This is a genomic window from Bacillus sp. BF2-3, from assembly GCF_008368795.1.
Lineage (GTDB): Bacteria > Bacillota > Bacilli > Bacillales > Bacillaceae_G > Bacillus_A > Bacillus_A cereus.
On record NZ_QOSA01000020.1, the window covers coordinates 237,316 to 250,228 of the forward strand.

The following is a 12,913-nucleotide window of genomic DNA, read 5'->3' on the forward strand; positions in this document are numbered from 1 at the left end:
TTTTTTCGTGTCCTATAATACAATTATAGTAGCAAACTAACGTTCGTTATGTAAGTGAAAGGTGGGGTTACATGTCACTTCGATTTGTGATTGGTAGAGCGGGAAGTGGAAAAAGTACACTTTGTTTACGCGAAGTGCAAGAAGAGTTAAAACAACGCCCGAGAGGGAAAACAATATTATATCTTGTGCCAGAACAGATGACATTCCAGACGCAGCAGGCGTTAATTGGAAGTGAGGATGTAAGAGGTTCTATTCGGGCACAAGTTTTTAGTTTTTCACGATTAGCGTGGAAGGTACTGCAAGAAGTTGGCGGAGCGAGTCGTCTTCATATTGATGAAGCTGGTGTACATATGTTACTCCGTAAAATTGTAGAGTCTCGTAAAGATGGATTATCGGTGTTCCAAAAAGCAGCGGAGCAAAACGGTTTCTTTGAACATCTTGGTAGTATGATTGCAGAGTTTAAACGTTACAATGTAACGCCATCTAACGTATATGAAATGTGGCAACAATTAGATGCGCATAGTAGCAGTGCCGAACAAAAGTTACTAGCGAATAAAGTGTATGATTTACAGCTGTTATACGATGATTTTGAACGTGCTTTAATTGGAAAATATTTAGATTCAGAAGACTACCTGCAATTGCTAGTGGAAAAGCTTCCGCAGTCTGAATATGTAAATGGTGCGGAAATTTATATAGACGGATTTCATTCATTCTCCCCGCAAGAGTTAGAGATTGTAAGACAGCTTATGATTTGCGGAGCGAGAGTTACGATCACGTTAACGATAGATGAAAAAACGTTAGCGCAGCCAGTAAATGAACTCGATTTATTTTATGAAACGACGTTAACGTATGAAAAAATAAAACAAGTAGCGCGTGAAGAGAAAATAGAAATTGAAAAAACAATTCCACTTATGGAACAGCGGCGTTTTCATTCTCCGGCATTAGCGCATTTAGAAGCTCATTATGAAGCGCGTCCGAATGAAAAATTTAACGGTGAAGCGAGTGTAACGATTAGTACAGCTGCGAATTTACGAGCGGAGGTAGAAGGTGTTGCTCGTGAAATTCGTAAACTTGTTGCGGATGAAAAATATCGTTACCGAGATATTGCAGTGCTTCTTCGTAATGGGGAAAGTTATTACGATGTGATGCGAACGTTATTTACAGATTACAATATCCCGCACTTCATCGATGAAAAGCGCCCAATGTCACACCACCCATTGGTAGAATGTATTCGTTCTGCACTCGAGATTATTAGTGGGAATTGGCGTTATGATGCGGTGTTCCGCTGCGTGAAAACAGAGCTTTTATATCCATTAGACGTAGGAAAAGAAGCGATGCGTGAAGAAATGGATGAATTTGAAAATTACTGTTTAGCGTACGGTGTACAAGGAAAGAGATGGACTGCTGAAGATCCATGGATGTATCGCCGTTATCGTTCTCTTGATGATACGAACGGGATGATTACAGACAGTGAACGTGAAATGGAAGAGAAAATAAATAGGCTACGTGACGTTGTAAGAACACCTGTTATTCGCATGCAAAAAAGGTTAAAGCGTGCAGGAACAGTTATGCAAATGTGTGAAGCAGTTTACTTGTTTTTAGAAGAACTGGATGTTCCGAAAAAACTAGAAGAATTACGTATACGTGCAGAAGAAAGTGGAGATTTCTTATTTGCGACAGATCATGAACAAGTATGGGAAGAAGTAATGAGCCTTCTTGATACATTTGTAGAGATGCTTGGGGAAGAAAAAATGTCTCTTTCTATGTTTACTGACGTTATGTCGACTGGTCTTGAGGCACTTCAATTTGCTAACATTCCGCCGTCATTAGACCAAGTGTTAATTGCTAATATTGATCACTCCAGATTATCTGATGTGAGAGCAACGTTTATTATAGGTGTAAATGAGGGTGTCATTCCAGCAGCACCTATGGATGAAGGTATGCTTTCTGATGAGGAAAGAGAAGTTCTTGGTGCGGCAGGGATTGAATTAGCGCCAACGACGAGACAAACTTTGTTAGAAGAACAGTTCGTTATGTATCAAATGGTAACGAGAGCATCTGAGAAGTTATACATTTCATGCCCGCTTGCAGATGAAGAAGGAAAGACGTTACTTGCGTCTAGCTTTATTAAGAAAATAAAAAGAATGTTCCCTAATGTGAAAGATTCATTTATTACGAATGACGTAAATGATTTATCACGTTCAGAACAAATTTCATATGTAGCAACGCCAGAAGTAACGTTATCTTACGTTATGCAGCAACTACAAACGTGGAAGCGATACGGATTTGAAGGGAATTTAGACTTTTGGTGGGACGTATATAATTTCTACGTAACTTCAGATGAATGGAAACAAAAAAGTAGCCGCGTCTTATCAAGTTTATTCTATCGAAATCGTGCGAAGAAACTAAGTACAGCAGTAAGTAGAGATTTATACGGAGATATAATTAAAGGAAGCGTCTCTCGTATGGAACTATTTAATCGTTGTGCATACGCTCATTTTGCGCAGCACGGTTTATCGCTTAGAGAGCGTGATATTTTCAAGCTTGATGCGCCAGACATCGGCGAATTATTCCATGCGGCATTAAAGAAAATTGCGGACAAGTTATTGCGTGAAAACCGCACTTGGGCGGATTTATCCATAAAAGAGTGTGAGCATCTTTCTGTTTTAGTAATAGAAGAAATTGCGCCTTTATTACAACGACAAATTTTATTAAGTTCAAACCGTCATTTCTATTTAAAACAAAAACTACAACAAATCATTTTCCGTACGTCAATCATTCTTCGTGAACATGCGAAGTCAAGCGGATTCGTACCAGTTGATTTAGAGGTGCCGTTCGGTATGGGAGGTACAGGGTCACTTCCGCCGATGGAATTCTCATTACCAAATGGTGTAAAGATGGAAGTAGTCGGCCGTATTGACCGTGTTGATAAGGCAGAAGATGAAAACGGGACGTTCTTACGTATTATTGATTATAAATCAAGTTCAAAAGCGTTAGATTTAACGGAAGTGTATTACGGATTAGCACTTCAAATGTTAACGTATTTAGATGTTGTTACTTCGAATGCACAGACGTGGATGAAAAAAGGCCACGCAGCATCACCAGCTGGTGTATTGTATTTCCATATTCATAACCCAATCGTTGAGATGAAAGGTGACGCAACGGAAGCTGAAATTGAAAAAGAAATTTTAAAGAAATTTAAAATGAAAGGACTCGTATTAGGAGATGCTGACGTTGTTCGTTTAATGGATAACAAACTTTCAACAGGAAGCTCAGATATTATTTCTGCTGGCCTGAAAAAAGACGGTAGCTTTAGTGCGCGTTCAAGTATTGCAAGTGAGCAAGAGTTTAACGTACTGCAAAAATATGTACACCATACGTTTGAAAATATCGGAAAAGATATTACAGAAGGTGTTATCGATATTGCTCCTTATAAAATGGGGAATAAAGCGGCATGTACGTTCTGTAACTTCAAATCTGTTTGTCAGTTTGATGAGTCACTGGAAGATAATCAGTTCCGATCGTTAAAAGATATGAAAGATAGCGAAGCGATGGAGAAAATAAGAGAGGAGGTTGGCGGAGAATGATAGAAAATTGGCCTAAAAAACCAGAAGGTAGTCAATGGACAGATGACCAGTGGAAAGCTGTTGTAGCTAACGGACGTGATATTTTAGTTGCTGCTGCAGCTGGATCAGGTAAAACAGCAGTATTAGTTGAACGTATTATTAAAAAGATTATTAATGAAGAGAACCCAGTCGATGTCGACCGCCTGCTCGTTGTAACATTTACGAATGCAGCAGCACAAGAGATGAAAAACCGAATCGGAGAAGCGTTAGAAAAGGTATTAATTGATGAACCAGGCTCTCAACACGTAAGAAAGCAGCTGAGCCTATTAAATAAAGCTTCCATTTCAACAATTCACTCATTCTGTTTACAAGTAATTAGAGGATATTACTACATGCTTGATGTTGATCCTCGTTTCCGTATTGCGAATCAAACAGAAAATGAATTGTTAAAAGAAGAAGTGCTAGATGACATATTAGAAGAAGAGTATGGCATCGAAGATAATACGATATTCTTTGAACTCGTTGATCGTTATACGAGTGACCGTAGTGATGATGACTTACAACGTATGATTTTAGCGCTTCATACAGAATCAAGAGCGCATCCAAATCCGGAAAAATGGCTTGATAAATTAGTAGAAGCATATGACGTAGAAGGAAAGACAATTGAGGATTTAGTATATGCTTCTTATTTATTAGAAGATGTGAAATTCCAGCTTGAAACAGCGGAACAGCATATTCGTAAGGCAACTGAACTCGCAATGCTTCCTGACGGTCCAGCGCCTCGCATTGAAACCCTGCAAGCAGATGTAGCATTACTTGGAACGCTATCATCAGCTGCTCGTGAGTCGTGGACAAGTGTGTATGAAGCGATGCAAAACGTATCGTGGCAAACGTTAAAGCGTATTAAGAAAAGTGATTACAATGAAGATGTTGTAAAACAAGTAGACTCTCTTCGTAATAAAGCGAAAGATGAAGTGAAGAAATTACAAGAAGAGTTATTTAGCCGCAAACCTGAAAGTTTCTTACGAGATTTTCAAGATATGCACCCAGTATTAGAAAAGCTTGTTCAACTTGTAAAAGTATTTACAGAGCGTTTCCAAGCGATGAAGCGAGATAAAGGAATGGTCGATTTCACAGATTTAGAGCATTTCTGTTTACAAATTTTAAGTGAACAAAGTGAAAATGGTGAAATGAATCCGTCAGCAGTGGCGCTCCAATATCGTAATAAATTTGCTGAAGTATTAGTCGATGAATATCAAGACACGAACTTTGTACAGGAATCCATTATTAAATTCGTAACGAAAGATTCTGAGAGTGAAGGAAACTTGTTCATGGTTGGTGACGTAAAGCAGTCGATCTATCGTTTCCGACTAGCAGAACCAGGATTATTCCTAGGAAAATATAAACGCTTCACACAAGAAGGGTTGGGCGGCGGAATGAAGATTGACTTAGCGAAAAATTTCCGTAGTCGTCATGAAGTACTAGCAGGTACGAACTTTATTTTTAAACAAATTATGGGCGAAGAAGTTGGGGAAATTGACTACGATGCTGACGCCGAACTAAAGCTAGGTGCTACCTATCCAGAAGGTGAAGATGTAGCAGCAGAATTATTATGTATTCAGCAAACGGAAGAAGAAGTAATAGACGGTGAAGAAGGTGCAGAAGTCGAAAAAGCACAGCTTGAAGCTCGCCTTATGGCGCAGCGCATTAAAGCGATGGTTGATTCCGGTTATGAAGTGTATGACCGTAAAAATGATAGTATGCGTCCGGTGCAATATCGCGATTTCGTTATTTTACTTCGCTCCATGCCGTGGGCCCCGCAAATTATGGAAGAGTTAAAATTACAAGGAATTCCAGTATACGCTGACCTCGCGACTGGTTATTTTGAAGCGACGGAAGTAAATATTATGATGAACGTATTCCGCGTTATTGATAATCCGATGCAAGATATTCCGCTTGCCGCTGTACTTCGTTCCCCAATCGTTGGATTGAGCGATGAAGAACTTGCAACGCTTCGTGCTCATGGAAAGAAAGGCTCGTTTTATGAAGTAATGAGCTCATTCTTAAAAGGGGCACCGCTTGAAGAGGAGCAAGAACTTCATGATAAATTAGAGTGGTTTTATAACTTACTGCAAGGATGGCGTGAATTCGCCCGTCAACAATCACTTTCTGATTTAATTTGGAAAGTGTACGGTGAGACAGGTTATTACGACTTCGTTGGCGGTTTACCAGCTGGAAAGCAAAGGCAGGCAAACTTACGCGTACTATATGACCGCGCAAGACAATATGAAGCAACATCATTTAGAGGATTATTCCGCTTCTTACGTTTTATTGAACGTATTTTAGAACGCGGTGATGATATGGGTACGGCGAGAGCCCTAGGTGAACAAGAAGACGTTGTTCGCATTATGACGATTCATAAAAGTAAAGGGCTAGAGTTCCCGGTCGTATTTGTAGCTGGACTCGGTCGTCGTTTTAATACACAAGACTTAATGAAGCGTTTCTTACTGCATAAAGATTTCGGTTTCGGTTCGCAATTTATCGATCCGCGTAAACGAATTAAATATACAACATTATCACAGCTTGCGATTAAGCGTAAAATGAAAATGGAATTAATTGCGGAAGAAATGCGCGTACTATACGTAGCATTGACGCGTGCGAAAGAGAAGTTAATTTTAATCGGAACAGTTAAGGATGCAAATAAGGAAATGGAAAAATGGCTTGATGCGAGGGAACATAGTGAATGGTTATTACCAGATCACATACGTGCCGGAGCGTCTTGTTATTTAGACTGGATTGCACCTTCATTATATAGACACCGTGATAGTGAAATGCTTCTTGAATTAGGACAAGGAAGTATTCCAGATGAAATTTACGGATATGACACTAGCTGGAAAGTAGAAGTTGTGGACGGTAACACACTACTTGCACCAGAGCCAGTTCAAGAAGAGAAACAAGAATTGTTAGAAGCGCTTCGTGAGAAAAAGGCTGTTCCCCTGCAAAGTGAACGGAAAGAAGAAGTGTACGACAGATTAATGTGGAAGTACGGATATGAGGATGCGACATCTCATCGTGCGAAGCAATCTGTTACAGAAATAAAGAGAAATTATCAATCTGAAGAAGGTAGCGATAACGCCTTTATTAAAAAACTACGTGCACCAATTAAAACACGCCCGCGCTTTATGGAGAAAAAAGGGTTAACGTACGCAGAGCGCGGAACAGCAGTCCATGCCGTTATGCAGCATGTTGATTTGAAGAAGCCGATTACGGTTGAAGTTCTTCAAGAGCAAATTGCTGGAATGGTAAATAAGGAATTATTAACATTCGAGCAGGCGGAAGAAATAGCGATTGAAAAAGTAATTTCATTCTTTGACAGTGACTTAGGTAAAAGGGTATTAGCGGCGAAAAGTGTTGAGCGTGAAGTACCATTTACGATGATGCTTGCAGCAGAAGAAACATATCAAGATTGGCAAGGGAAGAGTGAAGAAACGATTCTTGTCCAAGGGGTTATCGACTGCATGATTGAAGAGGAAGATGGCATTACGTTAATCGACTTTAAAACAGATACGATTGAAGGGAAATTCCCAGGCGGATTCGAACAAGCGAAACCAATTTTAGAAGATCGATATAAAGTGCAGCTTTCGTTATATGCAAAAGCACTGGAGAAAAGCTTACAACATCCTGTAAAAGAGAAATGTTTATACTTCTTTGATGGGAATCACGTTGTAAATATTGAAGAATAGAGGGGCTTGAAAATGGTAACGGAAAAAACGTTAAGAACTTGTGAACAGGGACACGAGTACTATAAAAGTAGCGATTGTCCAACTTGCCCAGTCTGTGAGAAAGAGAGAAAACCAAAAGAAGGTTTTCTCTCTCTTCTTTCAGCGCCAGCAAGAAGGGCATTAGAGCACCGTGGAATTCAAACTGTAGAAGAACTCTCAAAATATAGTGAAAAAGAAATTTTAAAACTGCATGGTATGGGACCTGCGTCTTTGCCGAAGCTTAGAAAGGCTTTGGAGGAGAGTGGGTTATCATTTAAATAAAATGAAATAGTGCCTCTTCACTACTTACGTGTTTATACCACTATTTGTGGACAGTGAAGCTCTTGCTTATTAAAATTTCATTTTAATAATTTTGAATTACATAAAAGAAAAAAGTAGGAGAATATCTCCTACTTTTTTTACGCTGTTCCAATCTGATCTTGATCTGCCACATCAGAATCAAATGTATTCGTTGCACTAACACCGTTAAACGTATTCACGACAAACCCAACATTGGAAGCTCCAGATCCGTTATAGGCTTTCGTGTTTTCTTTCGGAGATACGTTATAAAAATCTCCTAAGTTGAAAGAGCCGTTACTGTTTTGCACGACGAGATTTCCTACAACTGAAGGCATACCATCCACCTACTTTACTAAGCTTTTTAATTACTATATGAATTATTGTGCGGAAGGTTCATCCGTAATATATTGGCGGATTTGTATAATACGAGAGTTATTAAAACCATAATCAACATTTCCAATTTGAAAGCAACCAGAATTTAAAAGTGTCCGCAATTCAACGTTATTCACTTCAATAAAAGGGCATTCATTTACAATATTTAATTTTACATCTGTCGTTCGTTTTGGAATTGTAATGTGTTCATCTGTAAAGATTTCAAAAGCATCAAAGCGACCTTCTCCCCGTATATAAAAAGGAATTTCACGGTGGACGGCAATAGCTCTACTTTTTAATTCCATTTGGTTTGCATCTCCAACTTGAAATACGGCAGTAATCCCTAAAGAAATAATAGAAACATTTTGGACAATGGACACATGATGCAACATAATTTTTCAGTCTCCTTAACCTGGAGTAGGAGGGACATCTGTTACTAATGGTACAAATGGACCCTCTGTAACTGTTTCAAATGGTGTATCGAGAATAGAAGATAGAATGAGGAGATTTGCATCTCCAATTAAAAAGAGTGCGGACGACGATACACCGTTCATTTTAATCTGTCCGACTTTTAACTCACGGTTTACAACGTTAAGGTTCATACCTACTTACTCCTTTCGAAAATTTCCCGGTATGTGCTGAATAAAGGAGAGAAAGGCTTTGTCAATATCTTGTTTCATTGCCTGAATAATGATATCTCGTAAATAATCTGGATCTGTTGAAATACCTTCATATGATTGCGCTTGTGATAAATAATAAGGGAGTCGATGCTCCATCTGTTTTTTTATGTCATCCACCATCATTTGTCGATACATTTCATCAAGCGGTGTTCTCTCTTCTTGTTCAAAATGGAGAATACGATTATATGCTTCTTCATCTAAGTATCGATGCATTTCTTGGAGGATACCTTGATAAAAGTCTGGGTTTGTTTCGGTTTCAGGGTTTACCTTCAATGTTTCTGTATCCACTTGAAAATCTTCAATTTGTTGTCCTTTTGCTGAAAATGGGTTTAAACCAATATTTAAAGTACCATTTAAATTTTCGACTTTTAATTGATCGAATTTGTATTCCACTTTTCCTACAGAAGAGGAGGGGCGATTTTTTAATTCGTTAAGCTCTTCTTGGAGTTGGCGCACTTGATCTTCTAAATTCAAGATGGCTGCTTGTTGTGTTTGAAGAGCTTGTTGAAGTTGGTGTAAGTAAGTATATATATCTTGATTCATTTGTGAAACCTCCTTTTCAATAGGGAGGGTAAAAATATTCCTGCTATATATTTATGACAAGGATGTCTTAAGAAGAACTAGTTGATGGTTTGATAGAAATAATTTGTCCTTTCGCCTGTAATGGGCGAAGCGGCTCCGTAAATCCGCCCGTATTTGAAAATTTAGATAGGGCTTTAATACTTCCGGCAGTACCAATTTGGAACACAGAAGAGGTTGTAATGCTATCAATTTTAATACTGTTGATGATGATACTTTGGTTTACATAAAAATTCAATGCAATTGCCTCCTTTAAGTTGAGCCAATTATCGCTTGATCGATTACATCTGAATCGTTGACAGTCGTTGCACTTTGATAATTGTAGACAGAAACATTATCTCCAACGTTGAAAGAGCCGGCCCCGGCGAAAGCACGTGAGTAACTAATAGGCCTAATCGCAAATACATCTCCAATATGAAAAATACCACTTGATCCAATATTGACGATACGAATATGTCCGACCATAGCTGGCATACAAAACACCCTTCGTTTTTAAAATTTTCTTTTCTACTATTGTATGGGCGTTTCCAATAAAATGTGTATTTTTTTGAAATAAAAGAAACACACGCATTATTGCGTGTGTGTTTTGAATGTTTGAGTAGGGTGTAAATCCGTATGTACATGACAAATTACATTTAAGAGCCTGTCCAGTTCTTGGCTACAATCCACTGTTTTTTGAGAAGTCATTCCATAGCGTTCAGCAAAATAAATCATTTTTTCACGTTTTTTTTCAATCGCTTGCTCAAACATTGAAATCGGCTCCATCTCTAAATGAAATTTTTAGTATATATGTAGTACATATTATACAAAAACTTCATAAAAAAGAAATGCATTCGCTAAAAAAAGTAAAATTTCTACATTTTATGCCAAATGATAAAGGGGTAACGAATAGGGGATGAGAAGAATATTGTAAAAATTAGCGTGCATGAGAAGGTTTTTTTCTTGCGGATGCGAATACAATTAAAGGGTATGAGTTTTAGGATGGAGAGTGGAAATATTGCGTTTTGTAACGGCGAAGAAAGAAGAAAAGGTATTTGTAGGTATTGTAGATGAAGAAGAAGAAAAGGTATTACACTTAAGAGAAGCGCAAAGACAAAAAGGGGAAAAGGTTACAATCCCTATTACAATGTTAGAGTGTATTGAAAGAGGGACTGAATGCTTTGAGAAAGTATGTGAAATTGTAAATTGGGCAAAAGAGAACGGGGAAGCGGCGTATTATCCGTTAACAGAGGTGAAAATATTAGCGCCGATTCCAAGGCCAAGAAAGAATATTTTGTGCGTTGGAAAAAACTATCGTGAGCATGCGGTAGAAATGGGCGGAGTAGAGTCTATTCCAGAAAATATAATGATCTTTACGAAAGCACCAACAACAGTTATTGGCATAAATGAGCAAATTAATGGTCACCCTCATGCAACGGACGAACTAGATTACGAAGGAGAATTAGCTATCATTATTGGTAAGCGAGGGAAGCAAATAAAAAAAGAAAAAGCGCTTGAGCATGTTTTTGGTTATACGATTATCAATGATGTAACAGCTCGAGACATTCAAAGAAAACATAAACAGTTTTTCCTTGGGAAAAGCTTCGATACATTTTGTCCGATGGGACCGTATTTAATTCATAAATCGGTGGTTAATGCGCCGAATGCATTACACATTGAAACGGTAGTAAATGGAGAAGTAAGGCAAACTTCTAACACAAATAAAATGATTTTTTCAATAGAAGAAATTATTTCAACGATAAGTAAAGGAATGACTTTAGAACCAGGCGATATTATCGCAACAGGAACGCCGGCTGGTGTCGGAAAAGGTTTTACACCACCGAAGTTTTTACATGCTGGTGATGAAGTGGTCATTACAGTAGAAGGAATTGGTACTTTACGAAATGTAGTGAAATAAAGAAAAGAGCTATCTTGTTAAAAGATAGCTCTTTTTTATGGCCTTGGGTTATAGAGGTAATCGATAACGGCAAAAGTGTAAAGACCAATGAATGCAAGTGTACAAATGCCAAATAGTATAACCGTAAGTGCGCTTTTTTCTCGTCCAAAACCAATGATAGTAAGAATAACAGCAGTCCAAAATGATGCTTTCAGTAGTGTGAGTGTAGTAGGAGTTGAGTAATGAAGCCATGTTGTGGAAAGTAGGAAACCAAAGAATGTAACTAAAATAAAAGCTGTAGCTAAATAGTTAATATGTTTACCATATCTTAATAGCATGTCGCACCTCCTTTACGATTTTAAAATACAGAAAATTACAATTTCATCTTAATATAAATGAATATAAAAAGAAAGAGGTTGTCCCAACATGTCGGACAACCTCTCTATCATTACGATAATACAGCTTTAATTTTTTGGAATGCCCACTCTAAATCTTCTTCAGAGATTACTAGAGGTGGTGCGATACGAATTACATTTTCGTGTGTTTCTTTACATAATAGACCAGCTGCTTTTAGTTGTTCACAGTAAGGACGAGCTGGCTCGTTTAATTCGATACCGATGAATAAACCTTTACCACGAACTTCAGTGATCATTGGGTTATCAATCTCTTTTAATTGCCCAACTAATTTTTCACCTAATTGAAGAGAACGCTCTGTTAATTTTTCTTCTTCTAACACTTCAAGAGCCGCGATAGAAACAGCACATGCAAGTGGATTACCACCGAATGTAGAACCGTGAGAACCTGGCTCAAATACACCTAAAATGTCGCGGTTTGCTGCTACGCAAGAGATTGGGAACACACCGCCGCCAAGTGCTTTACCAAGTATGTACATGTCAGGAGTTACATTGTCCCAGTCACAAGCAAATACTTTACCAGTACGGCCTAAGCCAGTTTGGATTTCATCTGCTACAAATAAAACGTTTTCTTTTTTACATACTTCAAAAGCTTCTTTTAAGTAACCAGCTGGTGGGATATTAATTCCTGCTTCACCTTGAATTGGCTCTAAAATGAATGCTGCTGTGTTTGGTGTAATTGCGGCTTTTAATGCTTCTAAATCACCGTAAGGAATTACAACGATGCCAGGAAGCATTGGACCGAATCCACGCTTGTACTCTTCATTTGAAGACATGGAAACAGAACCCATTGTACGTCCGTGGAAGTTATCTTCACAAACGATGATTTCAGCACGGTTTGCTTCCACTTTCTTCACATCATAAGCCCAGCGACGAACTGTTTTAATTGCAGTTTCAACAGCTTCAGCACCTGTATTCATTGGAAGTACCATTTCTTTATTAGTTAGTTTCGCAACTTTTTCGTACCAAGGACCTAATTGATCGCTATGGAAAGCACGAGAAGTTAACGTAACACGATTAGCTTGGTCAATTAAAGCGTTAATAATTTTCGGGTGACGATGACCTTGGTTTACTGCAGAATATGCACTTAATAAGTCCATATAGCGGTTTCCTTCAGGATCTTCTACCCAAACACCTTCTGCTTTAGAAATAACGATTGGAAGTGGGTGATAGTTATTTGCTCCGTATGTGTCTGTAAGTTCGATAATATCCTTAGTTTGAATCATGATTGTTCCCCCTTTTGTTATTACAAGAAGTTTGTAAATACTCTAAATATTATATCATTTAAATGTAAAAAAGCGAAACATTTCCTGAAAATAAATGAACATGTTATCATATAGAGTGAAAAAGTGTGAAAAGAGGAGGT

13 protein-coding genes are annotated in these 12,913 nt (G+C 38.2%); 4 read left to right on the forward strand and 9 right to left on the reverse strand.

What is annotated here, in order from left to right; translation table 11 throughout:
* Positions 1 to 71 precede the first annotated feature (71 nt).
* The 3 genes from addB to DN401_RS16760 are packed head-to-tail and all read left to right on the forward strand — an operon-like array spanning position 72 to position 7,609.
* Entirely contained in the window at positions 72 to 3,587 is a 3,516-nt protein-coding gene (addB, locus tag DN401_RS16750; RefSeq protein ID WP_149287875.1) for a helicase-exonuclease AddAB subunit AddB, read from the forward strand.
* Positions 3,584 to 7,309, forward strand: coding sequence for a helicase-exonuclease AddAB subunit AddA (addA, locus tag DN401_RS16755; protein WP_149287876.1), 3,726 nt, complete (start codon positions 3,584 to 3,586; stop codon positions 7,307 to 7,309). Before addB ends, addA begins: the two co-directional genes overlap by 4 nt.
* Positions 7,310 to 7,321: 12 nt before the next feature.
* Positions 7,322 to 7,609 carry an RNA polymerase alpha subunit C-terminal domain-containing protein gene (locus tag DN401_RS16760; RefSeq protein WP_000255728.1) on the forward strand — a complete coding sequence of 96 codons (288 nt, stop codon included), beginning with the start codon at positions 7,322 to 7,324 and terminating at the stop codon, positions 7,607 to 7,609.
* Positions 7,610 to 7,746: 137 nt separating this feature from the next.
* On the opposite strand, the gene gerPF is transcribed toward DN401_RS16760, so the two are convergent.
* From gerPF to DN401_RS16795, 7 genes are all read right to left on the reverse strand, one after another.
* Positions 7,747 to 7,962, reverse strand: a complete 216-nt coding sequence (gerPF, locus tag DN401_RS16765; protein WP_001141566.1) for a spore germination protein GerPF — start codon at positions 7,960 to 7,962, stop codon at positions 7,747 to 7,749.
* A gap of 42 nt (positions 7,963 to 8,004) precedes the next feature.
* Positions 8,005 to 8,391: a spore germination protein GerPE gene (locus DN401_RS16770; protein WP_000902324.1), complete on the reverse strand. Its 387-nt coding sequence runs from the start codon at positions 8,389 to 8,391 to the stop codon at positions 8,005 to 8,007.
* Between the two features lie 15 nt (positions 8,392 to 8,406).
* Complete coding sequence (gene gerPD / locus DN401_RS16775; protein WP_001052807.1) at positions 8,407 to 8,601, reverse strand: spore germination protein GerPD; 195 nt, start codon at positions 8,599 to 8,601, stop codon at positions 8,407 to 8,409.
* A 6-nt stretch (positions 8,602 to 8,607) separates the two neighbouring features.
* Positions 8,608 to 9,222: a spore germination protein GerPC gene (gerPC, locus tag DN401_RS16780; RefSeq protein ID WP_001070760.1), complete on the reverse strand. Its 615-nt coding sequence runs from the start codon at positions 9,220 to 9,222 to the stop codon at positions 8,608 to 8,610.
* Positions 9,223 to 9,289: 67 nt separating this feature from the next.
* Positions 9,290 to 9,496 (reverse strand): spore germination protein GerPB, encoded by a 207-nt coding sequence (gene gerPB / locus DN401_RS16785; RefSeq protein WP_001012508.1) that lies wholly within the window; start codon positions 9,494 to 9,496, stop codon positions 9,290 to 9,292.
* A 14-nt stretch (positions 9,497 to 9,510) separates the two neighbouring features.
* Entirely contained in the window at positions 9,511 to 9,732 is a 222-nt protein-coding gene (gerPA, locus tag DN401_RS16790; protein ID WP_001111187.1) for a spore germination protein GerPA, read from the reverse strand.
* Between the two features lie 96 nt (positions 9,733 to 9,828).
* A complete protein-coding gene (locus tag DN401_RS16795) occupies positions 9,829 to 10,008 on the reverse strand; it encodes an aspartyl-phosphate phosphatase Spo0E family protein (protein ID WP_149287877.1) in 180 nt (59 codons plus the stop codon).
* 247 nt (positions 10,009 to 10,255) lie between these two features.
* Here DN401_RS16795 and DN401_RS16800 point away from each other — a divergent pair, with 247 nt between their 5' ends.
* A complete protein-coding gene (locus DN401_RS16800; protein WP_001213071.1) occupies positions 10,256 to 11,155 on the forward strand; it encodes a fumarylacetoacetate hydrolase family protein in 900 nt (299 codons plus the stop codon).
* A gap of 35 nt (positions 11,156 to 11,190) precedes the next feature.
* Here DN401_RS16800 and DN401_RS16805 read toward each other — a convergent pair whose 3' ends face one another.
* Positions 11,191 to 11,472: a hypothetical protein gene (locus tag DN401_RS16805; RefSeq protein WP_000926857.1), complete on the reverse strand. Its 282-nt coding sequence runs from the start codon at positions 11,470 to 11,472 to the stop codon at positions 11,191 to 11,193.
* A 110-nt stretch (positions 11,473 to 11,582) separates the two neighbouring features.
* Positions 11,583 to 12,773, reverse strand: a complete 1,191-nt coding sequence (gene rocD / locus DN401_RS16810) for an ornithine aminotransferase (RefSeq protein ID WP_000616658.1) — start codon at positions 12,771 to 12,773, stop codon at positions 11,583 to 11,585.
* Between the last annotated feature and the right edge of the window lie 140 nt (positions 12,774 to 12,913).

Coding starts and splice junctions, on each gene's coding strand:
- addB (WP_149287875.1), top strand. CDS start 72: ATGTCACTTCGATTTGTGATTGGTAGAGCGGGAAGTGGAAAAAGTACA.
- addA (WP_149287876.1), top strand. CDS start 3,584: ATGATAGAAAATTGGCCTAAAAAACCAGAAGGTAGTCAATGGACAGAT.
- DN401_RS16760 (WP_000255728.1), top strand. CDS start 7,322: ATGGTAACGGAAAAAACGTTAAGAACTTGTGAACAGGGACACGAGTAC.
- gerPF (WP_001141566.1), bottom strand. CDS start 7,962: ATGCCTTCAGTTGTAGGAAATCTCGTCGTGCAAAACAGTAACGGCTCT.
- DN401_RS16770 (WP_000902324.1), bottom strand. CDS start 8,391: ATGTTGCATCATGTGTCCATTGTCCAAAATGTTTCTATTATTTCTTTA.
- gerPD (WP_001052807.1), bottom strand. CDS start 8,601: ATGAACCTTAACGTTGTAAACCGTGAGTTAAAAGTCGGACAGATTAAA.
- gerPC (WP_001070760.1), bottom strand. CDS start 9,222: ATGAATCAAGATATATATACTTACTTACACCAACTTCAACAAGCTCTT.
- gerPA (WP_001111187.1), bottom strand. CDS start 9,732: ATGCCAGCTATGGTCGGACATATTCGTATCGTCAATATTGGATCAAGT.
- DN401_RS16795 (WP_149287877.1), bottom strand. CDS start 10,008: ATGTTTGAGCAAGCGATTGAAAAAAAACGTGAAAAAATGATTTATTTT.
- DN401_RS16805 (WP_000926857.1), bottom strand. CDS start 11,472: ATGCTATTAAGATATGGTAAACATATTAACTATTTAGCTACAGCTTTT.
- rocD (WP_000616658.1), bottom strand. CDS start 12,773: ATGATTCAAACTAAGGATATTATCGAACTTACAGACACATACGGAGCA.